At 72.7% G+C, this 18,192-nt stretch carries 10 protein-coding genes; 6 read left to right on the top strand and 4 right to left on the bottom strand.

Features of this window, described 5'->3' with window-relative positions; translation table 11 throughout:
- Positions 1–3: 3 nt before the first annotated feature.
- Positions 4–3,261, bottom strand: a complete 3,258-nt coding sequence (locus IPQ09_13005; GenBank protein ID MBL0195128.1) for a hypothetical protein — start codon at positions 3,259–3,261, stop codon at positions 4–6.
- Positions 3,258–5,045: a hypothetical protein gene (locus IPQ09_13000; GenBank protein MBL0195127.1), complete on the bottom strand. Its 1,788-nt coding sequence runs from the start codon at positions 5,043–5,045 to the stop codon at positions 3,258–3,260. The genes IPQ09_13005 and IPQ09_13000 overlap by 4 nt, the downstream gene beginning before the upstream one ends.
- 181 nt (positions 5,046–5,226) lie before the next feature.
- On the opposite strand from IPQ09_13000, the gene IPQ09_12995 reads away from it, so the two are divergent.
- Positions 5,227–7,806, top strand: a complete 2,580-nt coding sequence (locus tag IPQ09_12995) for a beta-galactosidase (GenBank protein MBL0195126.1) — start codon at positions 5,227–5,229, stop codon at positions 7,804–7,806.
- 47 nt (positions 7,807–7,853) lie between these two features.
- Here IPQ09_12995 and IPQ09_12990 read toward each other — a convergent pair whose 3' ends face one another.
- Positions 7,854–8,021 (bottom strand): hypothetical protein, encoded by a 168-nt coding sequence (locus IPQ09_12990; protein ID MBL0195125.1) that lies wholly within the window; start codon positions 8,019–8,021, stop codon positions 7,854–7,856.
- Between the two features lie 269 nt (positions 8,022–8,290).
- Between IPQ09_12990 and IPQ09_12985 the strand changes: the two genes are divergently transcribed.
- The 4 genes from IPQ09_12985 to rsmA are packed head-to-tail and all read left to right on the top strand — an operon-like array spanning position 8,291 to position 13,074.
- Entirely contained in the window at positions 8,291–9,577 is a 1,287-nt protein-coding gene (locus IPQ09_12985; protein MBL0195124.1) for a DUF4350 domain-containing protein, read from the top strand.
- The gene (locus IPQ09_12980) at positions 9,574–10,542 is read left to right on the top strand and encodes a MoxR family ATPase (protein ID MBL0195123.1); all 969 of its coding nucleotides are present in this window, start codon (positions 9,574–9,576) and stop codon (positions 10,540–10,542) included. The genes IPQ09_12985 and IPQ09_12980 overlap by 4 nt, the downstream gene beginning before the upstream one ends.
- A 40-nt stretch (positions 10,543–10,582) precedes the next feature.
- A complete protein-coding gene (locus IPQ09_12975) occupies positions 10,583–12,223 on the top strand; it encodes a DUF58 domain-containing protein (protein MBL0195122.1) in 1,641 nt (546 codons plus the stop codon).
- Between the two features lie 11 nt (positions 12,224–12,234).
- A complete protein-coding gene (gene rsmA / locus IPQ09_12970) occupies positions 12,235–13,074 on the top strand; it encodes a ribosomal RNA small subunit methyltransferase A (GenBank protein MBL0195121.1) in 840 nt (279 codons plus the stop codon).
- Between the two features lie 36 nt (positions 13,075–13,110).
- Here the strand turns inward: rsmA and IPQ09_12965 are convergent, their stop codons facing one another.
- Complete coding sequence (locus IPQ09_12965) at positions 13,111–17,019, bottom strand: zinc-ribbon domain-containing protein (GenBank protein MBL0195120.1); 3,909 nt, start codon at positions 17,017–17,019, stop codon at positions 13,111–13,113.
- Between the two features lie 145 nt (positions 17,020–17,164).
- Here IPQ09_12965 and IPQ09_12960 point away from each other — a divergent pair, with 145 nt between their 5' ends.
- Positions 17,165–18,115, top strand: a complete 951-nt coding sequence (locus IPQ09_12960; GenBank protein ID MBL0195119.1) for a DMT family transporter — start codon at positions 17,165–17,167, stop codon at positions 18,113–18,115.
- Positions 18,116–18,192: the final 77 nt, after the last annotated feature.

Raw genomic sequence — 18,192 nt, 5'->3', positions numbered from 1 at the left:
CGTTCAGAAGAAGCTCGTCCGCGACAGCGTGACTGTGCGCAGGTCGAAGAGCACGAGCCCCTGTGACGCGCCGTCGATGATCGCGATCTGGCCGAGCGGCTCGACGTAGCGCATCGCCCGCGGGTTCACCGCGACGCTCGTGCTCGAGAGGTTCGCGGTCAGCGCGGTGAACTGCCCACGCGTCGAGTAGCGGAAGAACGTGTCGCGAGCCGGCTCGAGGTCGCGGAACACGCCCTTCGCCTGGGTCTCGACGCCGTTCCACGCCACGAACGAGAACATCGGGTTGCGCATGGCCAGGGGGCTGTTTCGGCCGGGGGCGGCGCCGGGCGTCACGCCAGCGAACGGCACGGCAGGCGAGCGGCTCGACAGGAGCTGATCGCGCGCGTCGCACGACTGGACACATCGGTCCCCGGCGCCACGCTTCACGTGGTGAAGGAACTGCACCGAGGAGCGCGCGTTCGCGCCCTTCGTGATCCACTGGTTGCTCGCGCGCACGCGGAGCTTCCACTGGCTGTGGAAGCAGCACTGAGCGAGCGCGAGCGGGCGCTGGTTGCTCACCTCGGGAGGGACCACGCGGCGAATGCCCACTTCGGGGCCGTCGAGCGGGGTGAAGAAGCGCGAGACGACCAGCCTACCGTCGAAGGCTTCGAGGATGGGGAGGTGCCGGTTGGCGTTCGCCTTCGGCGTGGTCGTGACCTTCGGATCGGGCTCGAAATCGCCATCGAAGAAGGCGTTGCAGGTCGCGAAGCGCGCCGTCGCGGTGCCGTTCGCCAGCTCTTCGGGCCAGCAGGCCTGGTTCTCGAGCCAGTAGGGATCGGTCGGCGGGAGCAGATCGTCGGTGATCTCGACGTAGTCGGTCATGCGCCGGTCGAGCAGCGGGATCGCGGGCAGCTTGGCGGCCGCGAGGGCGGCCGAGACAGCCCGCGCGCGCTCGGTCCCGAGGGTGAGGTCCTCGACGCCGCGGGCGCAGAGCTGGGCGGCGGGTGCCGCGAGGGTGAGGCTACGGAAGCCATCGCCGCTCGCCACCGTGGCGACGACGCCGTCGAGCGTGGGGATGACGCCCTCGTACACCGTGGCCCACTCTTGATCGACGTGCACGGTGGGGTCCTCGTACGAGAACCGCACGTTGGAGCGAACGTCGGTCGCCGTGTCGCCCGTAGGCAGCGCAGGGAGCACGCCGGTGTTGCGGTTGTCCTTCAGGGCGCCGGCGTTCGGGGCGAGCGGGTCGGAGAGCGAGCCGGGGTCAGCGACCTCGGTGCTGGTCGGCAGAAGCTTTGGATTGGCCTCGCTGCCGGAGCCCACCGTGGAGAGCTGCGCGTTCAGCGCGCTGAAGAGCTGCGGCTGGCCGGCGAGCAGCGGCGCGTGATTTCCGCCCGTGCCGCCCCGGTTCAACCTGAACAGCGAGCGCACGCGGTTCGGCGCGCTCACCGGGAAGAACGCCTCGAGCGTGACGGGCGAGGTCGTGTCGACGTCGGCCGCGAAGGCCGTAGGCGCGTGGTACGGGTCGCGGCTGCCGGCCACCGCGGGCTCCTGCGGCGTGGTCGCGCTCACGGGGAAGCTCGCCATGGGGTCGGGGCGGCGGCACGGCGCGTCCCAGTCGTCCACGTCGACCGTGACGATCTGGCCGTTGGTGAGCGTAACGAACGCGAAGACGCCGCGGAGCCGCCCGGGCCCGATGCCCGCGGCGAAGCTCGGGCGCAGGAACCCGCCCGGATCGCTGAACGGGCCCTGGCCTACCCCGATGGCGGGGTTCGGGTTGCAGAGCGCGCCCGTCGAGGGGGCGTTGCCCCGCTGCTGGGGCAGCTCGTAACGAGCGAACTGCACCGCCACGGCCGGGGCGCCGAACTGCACCCGGTCGGTCGGCGCGAACGGGTTCGACTGCGGATGCGGCCGGGTGAGCGGCACGCGCGGCGAGGCGTCGTCGGTCACGTCGTAGACGAGCACCGAGCCCTGCTTGTCGTCGATCGCGTAGAGAAATCGCTTGTAGTCTCGCGTCTCTGGGCTGATCGCGAGGTCCTTCACCGTCACGAGGCGCGAGGGCTCCGACAGGCTGGACGTGAGCAGCGGGGGCAGCTCGCGCGGGGCGCTCGGGTTCGACAGATCGATGACGTGGATGAGCGGGAGCGCGGCGTCGCCCACGTAGAGGCGCGTGCCGTCGCGCACGAAGCCCGTGGGGGTCGCCTTGCCCAGCGGCTCGGCGTACTGGACGACGGGCGCGGGGGGCGCCGGCGAGGCGAGGCACGAGGCCGAGAACGGCAACGGCTCGACGGCGGACTGTCCAGGCGGGAACGCGCCGGGGTCGGGGAGCGGCGGAGCGGCCGCGCGGTACTTCACGCCGTCGTCCCAGGCGGGCCCCTTGGGCACGGTCGGCGGCACGAGCGACGCGCCGCCGAGCTCGACCACACCGACCACCGGACACGGCGCGAGCGAGCCGGGCTCGACGCGCGGGCCGTCGTCTAGGCCAGGCGCGAGGCCAACGTTGAGCAGCCCCGCGCCGCGCAGGAACGGCTTCACGTCGAGCGTGACGATCTTGGCGGACCCCTTCGCGCCGGCGCCGCCGGGCAGCAGCACGGCGACCTGGTAGGCGTACGGGTCCCGCTCGCCTTCCGCGCCGAGCCCCTCCTTCTTGATGACGGCGACCGACGTCGGCGCGTCAGGGAGGCTGCAGGCCGGCCAGGTCGAGAGCGTCGTGTGCGGCGGCTCGATCTGCTTGTCGAGGCCCTGACGAACCACGCCGGCGGTGTCGCCGAGGATGCGGTGGGACGCGATGGCGTAGAGCGCCGGCTTGTTCGCCTCGCCCGACGTCACGAACGAGAGCAGCCCGTCGGGGGTGGTGGCGATGTCGCGCGGCAGGGCCCCTACCGTGAGGAAGTTCACGCCGGGCGCCGTGTAGTCGTGGTCGACGACGGAACCGGCCGTGAGGTCCGCGACGGCCAACTCGCCGCGCGTCGTCTGAGTGACGAGCGCGTAGAGGTGGAACGGCAGGAAGTCGGCGCCGCCCGTGCTCGCGGCCTCGGCCGAGGCCGGCGTGCACTTCGAGAGCGCCACCGGCGCAGGCGCGACGAAGCCCGCGTTCGCGGTGCCGTCGCGCACCTGCATGCAGACGAAGTCGACCTTCTCGGGCCGCTCGAACGAGCGCACCGGGTTGTTCGGCGGTGTCTGCGCGCAGCTCGCGAGCGCGCCGGTGAGACCGAGGCCCGCAGGGACCCCGAGCGCCAGCAGCGCGAAGAGACGCCCCGCCGGGCCGCGCCGCGCGCTCACTTGACCCCCTTCGGCAGGGTGGGCTCGCCGAGCGAGAAGACCACGTGCCCGAAGGTGTCTTTGCGGGCGAGCGAGTTGTCGAGGTCGAGCACCTGAACGAACGAGTTCGTGAAGCTCGCCACGTAAGCGAACCGGTACTGGCGCAGCCCTCTTCCCGGCTCGCGCGGGTCGAAGGGGACCTCCACCCGGCGCGCCACGTCGTTCATGTCGAACGGGTCGAACGCGAGCGCGAACGGCCCCGCGCCGACGCGGATCACGTTGTCGAGCCGGCGCGTATCGGGGTCGATGACGAAGACCGTGGAGGCGTCGAAGCAGACGACGAATACGCGCAGCGCGTAGCGCCCGTCGCCGTCGACGATGGGCGCGAGGAACACCTTCGACGGGCCCGCCGTCAGCGGCACCGAGTCGAAGAACGTGAGCTTCTCGGGGTCGTAGGCCTCGGTCGACGCCGCGCCCACGTCGGACCCTAGCTCGCCCACCAGGAGCGCCGCCGGGGTACGATTCGTGAGGAATACACGGAGCGGCTTCCGCGCGCAGGCGGTGAGGTCCCGCGCGACGTCTTGGGCGGTCCGCGGGGGCACCGCCGCCGGATCGGCCGGCCTCACGCGGGCCTTGCACGCCAACCGCGGGGTGGGGTCGAGCGCGATGCCGCGCGAGTCGGTGCCGCCGGCAGACGCCGCGAGCGGATACGCGCGCTCTCGCGCGAGGAACGGGCGGTTCAGCGACGACGACGTGCCGCCCGCCTCGTCGGTGTAATGCCGCAGGAGGGAGAGCTCCGCGACCGCGCGGCTCGTCCCGATGTAAGCCGGGCGCGGCCGGGTGGCGGGGGTGAAGCCCTCGGGATCGTAGGGCACGCTGGCCACGCCGACGCCGCCCGTGCGCAGGTTGTCGACGATGAACTGCACGCTCGGCGCCGAGATGCGCGTCGCGTCGCTGCCGCTGTCGTAGGAGAGGCCGGTCGAGAGGAGCGTGGCCTTCGTGTCGTTCTGGTGGGTCACGACGAGCGCGCTGCCGTCGTCGCTCTGGGCGAGGCCGAACGGCTCGCCGGGGAGCCTGAGCCCGCGAGAGTTCTTTGGCTCCGCCTCGGGGGTCGTGCCGGTCGCGTGAGCCCCGTCGCAGCGGCCCTCTACACGCGTGCCGCAGTCGATACGGAAGGGCGCGAACGCCGCCAGCGCGGCGTCACGCTGGTTCGGATCGAAGGTCTCGCTCGGTGGGCGCTCCGCGACGTCGTGCGCTACGTCGGCCCACAAGATGGACGCGGACCCGCGCAGGGGCGCGAACAGGCGATCTTTCGCGCGCGCCGGCGCCGGCCCGGTGAGGCCCACCGGTGGCACGAGCGCCCTCGTGTCGAGGCTGACCTGGAGGTCGGTGCCGAACGCGCCGATGACCACGGCGTCGCGGACGTAGTGGCTCGTGCGCATCGGCGGAGCGCAGGTCTGGCCTAGAGGCAGCCTCGTGCCGTCCGGGCGGAGGTCGACGAGCTCGCCGTCTTTGCACGTCGGGGTGCGCCCGTCCGGCAGGATGGGCGCCGGGCGTATCAGGGGCAGCGCCGGGTCGAACGGGTTCTCGATCGTGAGGAGCGTGTGCTTGCGGATGAGCCGTAGATCGTACGACTGGAGCGTGCCGCCGCTGTACTGCAGGTCGAAGTCCGAGTTCAGCGCGTAGAGCACGTTGCCGCCGTGCGACACGGCGAGGCCAACCGGAAAATAGAGGCTGTCGAGGGGGGGGGGCGTGCCGTTCCCCGTCGAGTAGCAGTCGGTGAGGCCTGGGCACAGGGCGAGCACAGCCGCGGCGAACCAGCGCGGGAAACTTGACTGTTTCCGAGGCTTTAGGCCCGCACTGTGCCGAGCGCTGGGGGGGGGTCGCGTCATCTCCGCCGGGAATCTAGTTCGTCGCCCCCTCGACTTCAATCGAGTCGAGCGGCGTTGGCAGGGAGCCCGGTCGCGCCCCTGCTACGCTCTCCTTGTGCGACGCCTGCTCTCCCTGCTCCCCCGGCGCTCTCCGCGCGCCCTCGTCCCCCCGCTCCTCGCCCTCGCGCTCGGCCCCGCGCTGTTCGCCGCGTGCGGCTCCGATCCTCCGCCCGCGCCCGAGGCGACGCCCGACGCGAGCGCCCCGACCGACGGGTCGAGCACGCCCACCCCGCCCGAGGCCGCGGCCCCGGACGCGAGCGACGCCGCCCCTGGGCCGCGGGTCGAGGTGCGCGGAGGCGAGCTCGTCATCGACGGTCGGCCCACGGTGCTCTACGGCGGGGAGGTCCCGTACTTCCGCGTGCGCGACAAGGCGTTCGACGCGGCCAAGACCCAAGCCCTCTGGGCGGACACCTTCGCAAAGATGAAGGCCGCCCACATGAACCTCGTGACGACCTATTTCCCGTGGGACTACCACGCCCCGCGGGCCGGCGAGTGGAGCTTCACGGGCGCGCGCGACGTCGGCCGCTTCCTCGACGCGGCGTGCGCGGCGGGCATGAAGGTCGTCGCGAAGCCGGGGCCCCTCATCACGGCGGAGTGGCCGAAGGGCTTCGGCACGTTCGGCGCTGTCCCTGCGTGGTGGAAGGCCGCGCACCCGCGCAGCCTCATCCAGAAGGCGAGCGGCGAGACCTACAATTTCAGCCCCACGGGCGACGCCTCGCAGACCCAGCCCACGTATCTCGATCCCGACTACCTCGCCGCGGTGGCCGACTGGTACGACCACATCGTCCCGCTCATCAAGCCCTTCGTCGCGTCGCGCTGCGTGGTCGCGGTGCAGGTCGACAACGAGACGAACCAGTACTGGGCGAACCGCTTCGGCGACGTCGACTACAGCGCGGTCTCGATCAAGCACTACCAGGCGCTCCTCGCGAAGCGCTACGTGACCATCGCCGCCCTTAACGCCGCCTACGGCGCGCGCTACGCGAGCTTCGCGGCGGTCACGCCCCCATCCGCCGCGCCCTCCGACCCGAACGACAACCTCGCGGCCCGCGACTGGTACGACGCGGGTCAGGCGTACTCGCTCGAGTACCTGTCGACGCTCCGCCGCATGCTCGAGGCGCGCGGCCTCCGCGAGCCCGAGGTCATGTTCTTCACGAACGACTCGCCGTTCGGGATCCCCCTGCGCACGGTGCTCTTGCACGACGGCGCCGTGAAGAACCAGGTCGGCCTCGCGGGCGCAGATCTTTACCCGAAGCAGTTCCCAACCAACGGCGAGATCGCCGATCAGCCGTTCCAGGTCGACTACTTCACCAAGCTCTTCGGCGAGAACGGCAAGCTCTACACGAAAGATGCGGCGGCGGCCCCGCGCTACGCCTTCGGCGCCGAGCTGCAGGGAGGGTTCTACTCTTTCCCGCTCGGCATCAAGCCGAACGTCACGCCCGAGGCGACAGACCAGCTCCTCGCGAAGGCGTTCGGCCACGGCATGAAGGGCGGCAGCTTCTACGTGCTCCGGGGCGGCTTCAACCTCGACGACTCGTCGTACGACTTCCAGGGCGCGATCGGCCCGGACGGCGAGCTCCGCCCCCGCTACGAGGTCATGAAGCGCTGGGGGCGCCTGCTCTCCGACCACGAGGCCGCGCTCTCCGCCAGCGACGAGGTCGAGGACGCGGTCACGCTCCTCCAAGACAGCGCCTACGCCGTGCCGCAGGCGGGCACCATGGACGACCACCCGTCGCTGCACGCCAACGAGAACCCTGGTGTGTTCGGCTGGCTCATGACCGCGGGGTTCAACGCGAAGGTCGCGGACGTCGCCCGAGCCAATCTATCGGGGCAGAAAGCCGCGCTGTTCCTGCTGCCCGAGCTCGTCGACGACGCCTCGGCCGACAAACTGGTCGCGTTCCACGCCGGCGGCGGCGCGCTCATCACGCTGCTCGACCCAGGCTCGCGCAACCTCGCCGGGGTCCGCTCGCCGTCGGTGCAGCGGCTGGCCGCGCTGTTCGACGCGCAGCCGAGCGGGAGCTACACGTGGCCGGGGCTGGGGCTTCGCTCCGGCGAGGCGAACCAGAAGCTCCCGGGCGCGACGGGCACCACCCGCACGTACTGGTACGAGAAGTTCTTCACGCCCGCGCCCGGCGCCACGCCGCTCGTCGTCGAGCGCACGCAGCCGTTCGGCGCGGACGGCAAGGTCATCGCGTTCTCCCGCGGAGGGTCTGGCGCGCCACGGGCGCTGCTCGGCGCCCACTTCGCGACGATCTTCAACCAGGACGCCTACTACCGCGCCGACGACGCCGATCTCGACCGCAAGCGCGCCCTCGCGCGGGGCCTGATGGGCCTCGCGGGCGTGGGGCCCGCGGTGCGCGCGACGGGCCTCCGCGAGGAGGTGTGGGCGAGGCGGTCGGGAGGGGCGAACCCGAAGCTCTTCTTGTTCGTGGTGAGCGGGCACGGCGCGGGGACCGTGCACCTCGAGCTGGTCGACGGCTCGAGGCTCGGGCTCGCGGCGATCACGACGTACGAGGTCACCGATGCGCTCCGCGGCGGCCCTGCCGTGACGCGCACCGGCTCCGAGCTCCTCGCCCGAGGGCTGGACGTGGCGCTGCCGGCCTTGGGGACCACGGCGCTGGTGCTCACGCAGAAGTGATCCCCCCGGGCCCGCCTACGCGGCGCACGGGGGAGGTCAGGGCGGGGTCACAGGTCCAGGATGATGACCCCGCGGCGGGGCTCGTCGTCCGAGGGACGCTCGACCGTGCGGGGGCGCGGCCGGGGCAAGGGGATTTCGACGACGGGCTGCTCGTAGGAGGCCCGTTCGTCGGCTTCGCGCTTTCGGATTTGCTCGATGATGAAGGGAGGGAGCATGGGGGCCTCCAACCGGAGCGGAAAAAAAGGGAGGAGCCGGCGGTGAGTGCGAGGTTCTTGAAACCTAAGGCTACACTCCCCCGGTAGCAATGGCCAACCCTGCACCAATCGTCGGCGCGCTGGAGGCGCCCTCAGAGCCGTGCGAACCGCGTCGCTGCGCCCCCACGAGTCCAACCCCGGCGCGGCCGCGCGGGGACCGCGCGCGCCTCGCAGCGGGCGCAGGAGCCTATCGATTTCGCCGCCTTGCGCGCGCGGCGGCCCTCGCGGCCATGGTCGCGCTAGGCCTCTCTGGGCCCCGGTTCGCGCACGCCGAACCGTTCGCGCTCACGGGCGCAGACTGGGAGGGCTGCGCCGAGCTCGTGCGGTTGGCGCGCGCGGAGCTGGGGACCGACCACGTCGTGGTCTCCAACCGCGTCGACCTCGGCAGCCTCGACCCGCGCGACGCCGTGCTCATGCTCCACCCCGAGCGAGGCGTGGACTCGGGCGAGCTCGCGAAGTTCATGAAGGCGGGCGGCCGCGTGCTCTTGCTCGACGACTTCGGCAAGGGAGACGGGCTCTTGCAGCACTTCGGGATGGCGCGCATCCCCCTGCCGGCGGCCCCCGCCGAGTCGCTCCGACAGAACCCGCACCTCGCCCTCGCCGAGCCCGCGAGCCCGCACCCGATCGTGGCTGACGTCCACCGCGTGGTGACGAACCACGCGACGGGCATACGGCACCCTGATCTCTCCCCGGTGCTCAAGGTGCGGCCAGCCGATCCCGACGCCCCTGACGTGCCGGTGGCGGTGGCGGGCGCGGTGGGCAAGGGGCGCCTCCTCGTCATCGCCGATCCGTCCATCGTGATGAACTCGATGCTGCGGTACGCGGGGAACAAGGCGCTCGCGCGGGGCCTCGCGCGGTACGCGCTCGAGGACGACACCTGGGGTCCGCGGGGCGGCCGGCTCATCATCGTGTCTGGCGCCTTCACCTCGGAGGGGCACTTCGGCGGCGACGACTCACGCGTCGCGAGCGCGCTCGACGCCCTCCGCGAGCTGACTCGGGAGCTGCGAACCCAAGGGATGCCGCCAGCGATGGCCTTCTCCCTCGCGATCGGCGCGGGCCTCGCGCTGCTCGTGTGGGTGGCCCGACGCGCCGCCAAGCTCCACCGCGTCCAGGTGCCTCGCTTCACGCGGCGTGTGCCCACCGTCGCGCACGGCGGCGTCGCCGGACACGCGGCCGTCGTCTCCTCGAAGCACGCCTCCCGCGTCCTCGGAATGCTGGAGCTGAAGCACGCGCTGGAAGAGGAGCTGTGCCAGGCGCTCGACCTCGACGCGCTGCCGCCCCAGACCGAGCTCGTACGGGCCGTGGAGCGCGACGGGCTGCTCGACGCGCAAGGGCTCGCCGTGCTCCGGCGAGTTCTGCTAAAAATGGCGACCGTGGAGACGCTGATCCTCGCGCGGCGCGGGCCCACCCCGCCGCCCTACAAGGACCGCGAGCTCGTGGAGGCGGCGACCGACGTGAAGCGCATCGTGGAAGACGTGGAGAGAAACCGGGCGGCGCGCCGCGCGGGGCCCGCATGACCCAGCTCACGGCCCCCGAGGCCGCCGGCGCGCGCGAGCGCGTCGAGGAGCTCCGCAGGGAGGTCATGCGGGTGTACGTGGGCTCCAGCCGCGGGCCCGACATGATGCTCGTCGCGATCCTCGCGCGGGGCCACGTGCTGCTCGAGGGCGTGCCCGGCGTCGCGAAGACCACGCTCGTGAAGGCGTTCGCCGCCGCGCTCGGGTGCTCGTCGCGGCGCATCCAGTTCACGCCGGACCTGCTCCCCGCCGACATCACGGGCACCTACGTGCTCTCGCCTCGCGACGGCACCTTCTCGCTCCGGGCGGGGCCCATCTTCGCCAACGTCGTGCTCGCCGACGAGATCAACCGCGCTCCGGCCAAGACCCAGTCGGCGCTGCTCGAGGCCATGCAAGAGCGGCAGGTCACCATCGAGGGCGATCGCTTCGAGCTGCCCGCGCCGTTCCTCGTGCTCGCGACCCAGAACCCCATCGATCTCGAGGGCACCTACCCGCTCCCCGAGGCCCAGGTCGACCGCTTCCTCGTGCGTGTGCCGGTGGGCTACCCCACCGCCCGCGAGGAGGCCCACATGCTGAAGATCCACGGCATCGACCCGCCCGTGGTTCGGCCCATCATGAAGGCCGAAGACGTGCTCCGCCTCCAGCACATCGCGGCGCGCGTCCACGTGGAGGACGACCTCCTCGACTACTGCGTCGCGCTTGGTCACTTCACCCGCTCGCACCCCAAAGTGGCCCTGGGCGCGAGCCCCCGCGCCACGCTGGCGCTCGCCCAGGCCTCGAAGGCGAAGGCGCTCATGGACAGCCGCGCGTACGTGGTGCCTGAGGACGTGCGCGCGGTCGCCTCCGCGGTGCTCGCGCACCGGCTCGTGCTCACCGCCGAGCTCGAGGGCGACGGGCGCGCGCGCGATCAGATCGTCGAGGAAGCGCTCTCCAAGGTCGGCTACCGGCGCGGGGTGCGCCCCGCCTGACCGCCGCCCATGGCGTGGGCCGCGCGACGTACGCAACGCTATGCAGCTCTACCCCACACGCTCCGCGTTCCACGTCGCGCTCGCGGGCGCGGCCCTCGTCACCGTCGGCGTCGCGGCGCGTGAGCCCGCGCTCGCGGCGTTCGGCGGCGCGATGGTGCTCGCGGTAGCCCTCGGCCGTGTGCTCGCGCAGGCCACGGTCGCCCGCATCCGCTCGTCCGGCTTCGAGATGGTCTGGACCACCACGCGACGCGTGACCCGGCTCGGTCGTGGCGGAGAGCTCATCCTCGAGGCGGAGCTGCGCAACCGCGGCGCCGACGACGCGAGGGCGGTGAACCTGCGGGCGCTCTGCTCGAGTCTGCTCGAGGCGAGGGTCGAGCCCGCGGAAATCGAGCTGCCGGCGGGCTCGAAGGTGCGCGTGGACGTCCACGTGAAGGCGAACCGCGTCGGGCGCTGGGGCGTGCACGGCGTGGCCCTCGAGGTGCGCGGGACGCCGCTGGGCGGTGAGGGGCTCTACGAAGTGCCGCTGCTGTTCGCGAACCCGCACGGGCTCGAGGTGCTTCCACCGCGCCTGCTCACCGCCATCGAATCGCCCCGGGGCGGACGATCGCGCGCCTTGGCCTCGCGCGGCCTCGCGGGCGACGGCCGCGGCGAGAGCGACGAGCTGCGCGAGCTGCGCGACCACGTGCCGGGCGACGCGTTCAAGCGCATCGCGTGGAAGGCCAGCGCGCGCCGACGGAAGCTCGTCGTGCGCGAAATGGAGCGCGAAGAGCGCGACGTCGTGTGGCTCGTGCTCGACGCCTCGGTGGAGCTCTGGGCGGGTGAGCCCGGCACGGCGCCGCTCGATCACGCCGTCGACGCGGTGGGCGCGCTCGCGGCGCGCCACCTGGCCCGCGGTGACCTGGTCGGCCTCGGCGTGGTCGCGTCGCGGACGCGGTCCTGGGTGACCGCCGACGAGGGCCCGAGCCAGCTCGCCAAGGTGGCGTCCTCGCTCGCCAGCGCCGCGAGCATGGTCGACAGCGACCGGAGCGAGGCCGACGAGCAGGAGGTCGCAGCCCGCGTGATGGAGCACGCGCGGCCCCTCGACGGCGGGGGCCTCGCCGACCTCCGCCGCGGCGACCTCGACGCGCTCGCGGCGCGGGCCGATTCGCTCCGCAGCCGCGCCCCGTTCGTCCCTCGCGCCCCGTTCGCGAAGACCGCGCGCGAACAGCGCTTGCGGCACTACTGCGCCGCGTTCGGTATCGAGCTGCCGCCTCGCGTCGACGGCGAGCGCGAGCAGACCGACGTCGCGTTCGGCCGTGCCCTCGAGGACCTCTTGACCGAGCGGCCCGCGCCCACCGTCGTGCACGTACTCGCGCAGGCGCCGGTGCCCGGCGGCGCGACCGAGCGCGCGCTCCTCGCCCTCAAGCGGCGCCGCGTCGCGGTGCTCTTCACCCTCCCCGAGTTCGACGCGAGCGTGCAGACCGCCCTCGCGTCGAACGACACCTCACGCCAGGTCGACCGCGTGTATGGCGGCCTCATCGGCGACGCCGTGCGCGCGCGCGTCCGGGCCTCGAAGCGCCGCGCCGAGCGGCAGCTCCGCCGGCTCGGCGTGAAGCTCCGCCCCGCGAAGGTGCGGGCAACGACCGACACGGCGGGCGAGCCCGCGTTGCCCGCGCCGCTCGGTGGACGGCGCGACACCTAAGGAGAGACCCGATGACGTCCGATCCGCGCGCGCTGCTCCGCCGTCACGGCCTGGCGCCCAAGAAGAGCTTTGGGCAGAACTTCCTCGTGAACGGGGGGGTGCTCCGACAAATCGCGGAGGCGTGCGTCCCCGAGGGCGAGCGCGGGCGGGCCGAGGTCGTCGAGATCGGCGCCGGAACCGGCGCGCTAACCGCCGCGCTGCTCGAGCGCGCCGCCCACGTGACAGCGATCGAGCGCGACCGAGAGCTCGTGCCTCTCCTGGAGGCCGAGCTCGCCCCCCAGCTCGCAGAAGGGCGCCTGCGGCTCGTCGAGGCGTCCGCGACGCACTCCGACCTCGAGGCGCTGCTGAGCGCCCTGGCCGCGCCGCGCGTGCTCTGCGGCAACCTGCCCTACCAGCTCACCGGGCAGCTCATCGAGCAGTCCGTGGGCCTCGCCTCGCTCCTCGTCCGCGCGGTGTTCATGGTGCAGGAGGAGGTCGCGGATCGCCTCGCCGCCGGGCCGGGCACCAAGACCTACGGCGCGCTCTCGGTGTTCACGCAGGCGCGGTTCGCCGTGCGACGCGTGGCGCGCGTGTCGCCGGGCTCGTTCTTCCCTCCGCCGCAGGTCACGAGCGCCGTGGTGTCGCTCACGCCGCACGCCGCGCCGCGCGCCGTCGAGGACGACGGCTTCCGCAGCGTCGTGAAGCTCGCGTTCGCGATGCGCCGCAAGACCCTCCGGAACGCGTGGGCTCCCCTCGGGGAGCCTCGCGTGATTCGCGCGAGCGAGCGCGCAGGCATCTCGCTCGCCGCGCGAGGAGAGACCCTCACCGTCGAGGAGTTCGCCCGCATGGCCGAGGCGCTCGCCGCCGAATAGATAGGACCTATTTTGGGGCTGCGGGCTTCTGCCGATTCACTCGGGCGCTGCCGCGCCAAGCTGCTTCAGCGCCGCGGCGGCGTCGGCGCGGTCGGGATCGCCGGTCGGCGCGTTCTGGAGGTAGAGCTTGTAGTTCTCGACGGCGTCGGCCTTCTTGCCGGTGGCCCTCTGGGTCTCGGCGGCCGCGAACGCCGCGGCGTAGAGCCAGCCCGGCCGCGGCTGGAGGGCGAGCGCCTCGTGCACGGCGAAGGCGAGGTTCACGGCGGCGTCCGCGCCCCTCCCCTTCGCCTTCAGGAGCTTGCCGTAGCGGTAGCGCCAGAAGGCCTGCTTCGGCATCGCGTTCGTCGCGACGGCCCACGCGGCGAGCGCGCCGGCGTCGTTGTTGTTGGTCTCGAAGACCTCGGCGAGAGCCGCGTGCGCCTCGATGCGGTTCGGCTTGAGCTCGAGCGCCTTGCGAAGATCGCGCTCGGCGTCCTTCACGGCGCCTAGCTTGAACTTCACGACCCCGCGCTGCCAGTAGGCGTCGGCGAGCGTGCTGTCGAGCGCCAGCGCGCGGTCGACCTCTTTCTCGGCGAGGCCGATGTCGGGCTGGGCAGCCTCGTTGGCCGCCCACGCCACGTAGAGGTGGTACTCGGCGCGGTTCGGATCGAGCTCGGCCGCGCGGCGTAGCCGCGGCATGGCCGCGGTGACTTGCAGGCCACCCTGGCGGAGGTACGCGCGGCCGAGGAAATGGTTGGCTTCGGCGCTGTTGGGCCGCTGCTCGTACACCTTCGCAAGCATCTTCTGCGCCTCGTCGCCCTGCCCGATGGCGACGTAGGCCGCGCCGACGCGCAGCATGAGGTCGAGGTCCTTCGGAGCCTTCGCCAGCGCCCCCTGGAACTGCTCGAGGGCCTTCTGCTCCTCTCCGGCCTCCTCGAACAGCATGCCGCGTTCGAGCGCGAGACCGGGGTAGTCCTTGTCGGCCGCGGCCACCTTCGAGAACTCGGCCGTCGCGAGGTCGAGCTTGCGCATCTTGCGGTAGGTCTGCCCGAGCCGGAAGCGAACTGCGCTGTCTTCCTTGGTCGAGAGCGCCTTCTCGTAGTGCGCGACGGCCTCGTCGAACTTGCCCTGCGACGCCAGCACATCGCCGAAAGCTCGGTGGAGCGCCGGGGTGTCGGCGAGCTTGGCCTTCGCCGCGTCGAGCTTCTTGAACGCCTCCGCGCCGCGCCCCTGCGATGCGAGGAGCGTGGCGAGCGCTGCGTAGGGCTCCACCCCGTTCTGGAGCTGAGGATCGACGAGCTCGATGGCGACGTTGTACTCGGTCTCGGCGACCGACTTGTTGCCGAGCGCCTCCTCGGCCTTGCCGAGCCAGAGCGAGACCGACATGTCGGACTTGTACGTGCTGCGCGCCGCGGTGAGCTGGGTCTTGGCCTCCTGAAGCCGCTCGAGCTTGACCTTGGTCTTGGCAGATCCGCAGATGGCGTCGATGTCCTCGGGGGAACGCTGGAGCGCGTCGTCGAAGCGCGCGAGGGCGTCCGTGTACCGACCGTCGGCGTAGAGCAGCTCGCCCTGACCGATCAACGCCGAGGCGTTGCGCGGGTCGAGCTTGCTCGCCTCATCGAACGCGGCGCGCGCGTCGGTCGCGCGGTTCGCTGCAAAATACACCCATCCGCGGAGCGCGAACGCGCGCGACAGCTCGGTGGGCGAGGCGTTCGCGCGCGCCGCCCCGTCGATCACCACCTTGAGGTCGCGGAGCGAGCTCGCCTCGTCTTGCTTCGTGTTCCAGACGAGGCGCACGCGAGCGAGCAGCGCGCCGACGTGCTCGGGGGAGGCGGCGACCGTCGCGTCCAGCGCGGCCTGCGCCTTCGCGCGGTCGTTCTTCATGAGGTACGCCCGCGCGAGGCCGTACTGCGCGCGCGGAGTCGTGCCTTGACCGGCCGCCGCGAACGCGGCGATGGCCGCGTCGGCATCTTTCGCGGCGAGCTCGAGCTCCCCGCGCACGTACTTCAGGTCGTCTTGGATCGGGTCTTGCGGATCCTTCCGACTCGCGGCGTCGAGGAGCGCGCGCGCCTCCGCGAAGTTGCCAGCGACGGCCTGCGAGGCGCCTTGGGCCGCCGTCAGGTACTGCGCGTCGCCCTTGGCGGGCACGAGCCCGAGGAGGTACGAGGCCTTGGCCGCGTGCTCGGGCACGACTCCAAACCGGAGCTCCACCGCGTATTCGGTGAAGGCCGCGTAGGTGGCGAGCTGGCGAGCGCGCGGGTTCTTCGACTGGAGGTCGACGAGCTGGGCCACCGCCTGCCGCGCGTCGCCGTACACGTCCTTCGCCAGGCTCGCGCGCGTCGTCTCGGAGGCCGTGGCCGCGGTCTTCTTCCACTCGCTGGAGTGCGCGGCGTCACTGATGGAGTGGTAGCCGAACGCCCCGTACGGCGTGGCCTGGAGAGCGACGCCGCCAAGCACGAAGGCCAAGATCGCACCGCCGATGATGCGCGGAGCCCTCGACGTGGGCCGCGCCGGTGCGCGCGACGTGCGCCCGCCACGGCGAGACTCGGCGCTCGGCTCGGGCCCGAGCCCGGGCGCGCCTTGACGCGTGGAGGTCGGGCCACCCACGAGCGACACGTTCGTGAGATCGGACTGGCCGCCGAGGTCGACCTCGCCAAACGTGACGCCCCCGGCCTGCCCGCTCGAGGAAGGCGCGGCGCCAAAAGCGCCTCCGCCTCCGAAAGCGTCCGGCGCGCCGCCGCCGAAGCCGCCGGGGCGCGAGCTGGTGCTGGGGAGCGCGCCGGACCCGTCGTAAAGGGGCAGGTCGGTCTGGCCGGGCAGGAGCGAGCCCTGCATCCCGGTGGCGGGCAGGTAGTTGCCCTGCGCGGCGGACGGCAGGTTGCCGTGAGCGGGGAGCAAGTTGTGCTGCCCCATGACCGCCGGGTAGCTCCCCTGGTTTGCGGGGAGATCGGTGCCCTGACCGGCCGGCAGCCCGACGCCACCCGACAGGCCCGGGAGATCGTTCATCAGGCCCGGCAGGTTCAGATCACCGAAATCGCCCGCGGGCGCGGGCAGCCCGGCGCCGCCGTACGCGGGCAGGTCGACCCCGCCGCCATACGCGGGCAAGCCCGCTCCGCCACCGAACGCGGGCAGGCCCGCACCACCGCCCACCGCGGGCAAGCCGGCCTCTCCACCGAACGCGGGCAGGCCGGCACCACCGCCTGCGAACGCGGGTAGCTCGGCGGTGCCGCCGAACGACGCGGGGAGGTCGGGTCGCCCGCCCACCATCGGCAGGTCGGCGGCGGGAGCCCCGACCCTCGCGGGGAGGTCGGGCGCGACAGGAGCGGGCTTCGCGGCGCGGGCGCTCGGCAGCGCGGGCGCCTGGGGCTGGAACGGGGACGGCAGCTCGATGTCGAGATCGAGGTCACCGAACGCGGGCGCCGCCGGCGCGGCGGCTGGAGGCGGCGCGGCGGCCGGAGGCGGCGCGGCGGGCGCCTTCGGCGGCGCCTTCTTCTTCACGGCGGGCATGCCGATGTCGCCGAAGCCCGCGGGCGCGGGGAGGTCGTCCTCGACCATGCCGAAGCCGACGAAGGACGGCGACGGCGGGCGCGCCTCCGCAGGCGCAAACGACGGGGCCGGGGCCGCAGATGCGGGGGCCGCGGCGGCGGGCTTCGGAGGCGCCTTGCGCGGCGGCGGCCCGTTGGAGATCGCAGGCAGGTCGAGCTCGAGGTCGTCGAGCGCCGTCGCGAACGAGCCGATGCCCGCGCCGCCCGGCGGAGGCGCCGCCATCCCCTTCACTCCGAGGATGTCGTCGAAGTCGGGCGGCGGCACGTTCGGCGGGACCGACTGGATCGGCTCGGCGCTCGGGTGCGGGACGAGGAACGAATGCCCACACTGTGGGCACCGCATCTTCAGTCCGGCCTTGGGGATGCGGCGCTCGTCGACTTGGTAGGGCGCTTGGCAGGACTCGCACTCGACTTTGAGCATGGCTCCTCGTGCCGGTCGCCGCAGACTCGCGCGCCCGGTCTCGAGATCGTACCACAGCAGAAAGGCGGTTTCGGCGAATGAAAGCCGCGGGCAGGGCGGCAAAGCCCGCGGGCACGGCAGCGCGGGATGCTAGCCTCCTGCCGCCTTGGGTCACCTCGCCCCGCCCGCGCCGCCGCCCCCGATCCCGCGCGCCTATGCGTGGATGGCGCTCTCCGCGGTGCTGTTCGCGGCCATGAACTTCTTCGCGCGGCTCGCGAGCGCGAGCGCCCCGTGGCCGCTCGTCGGAGCCGCTCGCGCGCTCACCGGCGCGCTCATCGCCGCGCTCGTCGCCACCGCGCGCGGGGTGCCGCTGCGCCCGCGCGCGCCACGCCGCATGTGGGCCCGCAGCGCGCTCGGCACCGCCGCGATGGTGTGCACTTTCTACGCGCTCTCGCGACGCGAGATGCCGCTCGGCGACACCACGACCCTGCTGAACCTCACCCCGGTGCTCCTCGCCGTGCTCACCCCTACGTTCCTCGGCGAGCGCACGGGCCCACGCGTCTTCGTCGCCGTCGCGATCTCCTTGTCGGGCGTGGCGCTCGTGCTCCGGCCTGCGGCCCTGTTCGGCGCCGCCGTGGCGACGGGCACCGGCGCCCTCGTGGCGGGCTCGGTCGCGACCCTCGCGTCCGTGTTCGGCGCCTTCGCGATGATGGCGCTCCGCAGGCTCGGCCAGTCCGAGGCCCCCGAGCCCATCGCGCTGCACTTCTCGCTGGTGGCGGCCGCCACGTTCTCGCTGCTGGCCCTCCCGACCCTGCGCCTCCCCAGCGCACAAGATGCACTCTACATGTTCGCGGCTGGCGTTTCGGCCGGGCTCGCGCAGCTCGCGATGACCCGGGCGTATGCGCTGGAGCGGGCCGCGCGGGTGTCGGCGGTGAGCTACCTCGCGGTCGCGGCGAGCGCGGCCGCAGGCGCCCTCGCGCTCCACGAGTGGCCGGCTCCGCTCACGCTCTGTGGCATGGGGCTCGTCGTGGGGGGTGGCCTCGTCATCGCGCTCGATCGCGCCCCCGCGCCACCGCCCGCATCGCCGCCCTCGGTCCCTTCCCCAGCGTCGCGCTGAGTGGATGTTCGCCGTACCCACTCTTCAGCGGCCCGCTGACTTGCATCCCGACCTCCCTCGGCGCGATCGGCGCGGAC

It is taken from the genome of Myxococcales bacterium (assembly GCA_016720545.1).
In the GTDB taxonomy this organism is placed as follows: domain Bacteria; phylum Myxococcota_A; class Polyangia; order Polyangiales; family Polyangiaceae; genus JAAFHV01.
This window is presented reverse-complemented; position numbering and strand designations above follow the sequence as displayed.

What these genes read in the sequence shown, in the direction of transcription:
- IPQ09_12980 (MBL0195123.1), top strand. Translation starts at nt 9,574, where the DNA reads ATGACCCAGCTCACGGCCCCCGAGGCCGCCGGCGCGCGCGAGCGCGTC.
- rsmA (MBL0195121.1), top strand. Translation starts at nt 12,235, where the DNA reads ATGACGTCCGATCCGCGCGCGCTGCTCCGCCGTCACGGCCTGGCGCCC.
- IPQ09_12985 (MBL0195124.1), top strand. Translation starts at nt 8,291, where the DNA reads ATGGTCGCGCTAGGCCTCTCTGGGCCCCGGTTCGCGCACGCCGAACCG.
- IPQ09_12965 (MBL0195120.1), bottom strand. Translation starts at nt 17,019, where the DNA reads ATGCTCAAAGTCGAGTGCGAGTCCTGCCAAGCGCCCTACCAAGTCGAC.
- IPQ09_12975 (MBL0195122.1), top strand. Translation starts at nt 10,583, where the DNA reads ATGCAGCTCTACCCCACACGCTCCGCGTTCCACGTCGCGCTCGCGGGC.
- IPQ09_12990 (MBL0195125.1), bottom strand. Translation starts at nt 8,021, where the DNA reads ATGCTCCCTCCCTTCATCATCGAGCAAATCCGAAAGCGCGAAGCCGAC.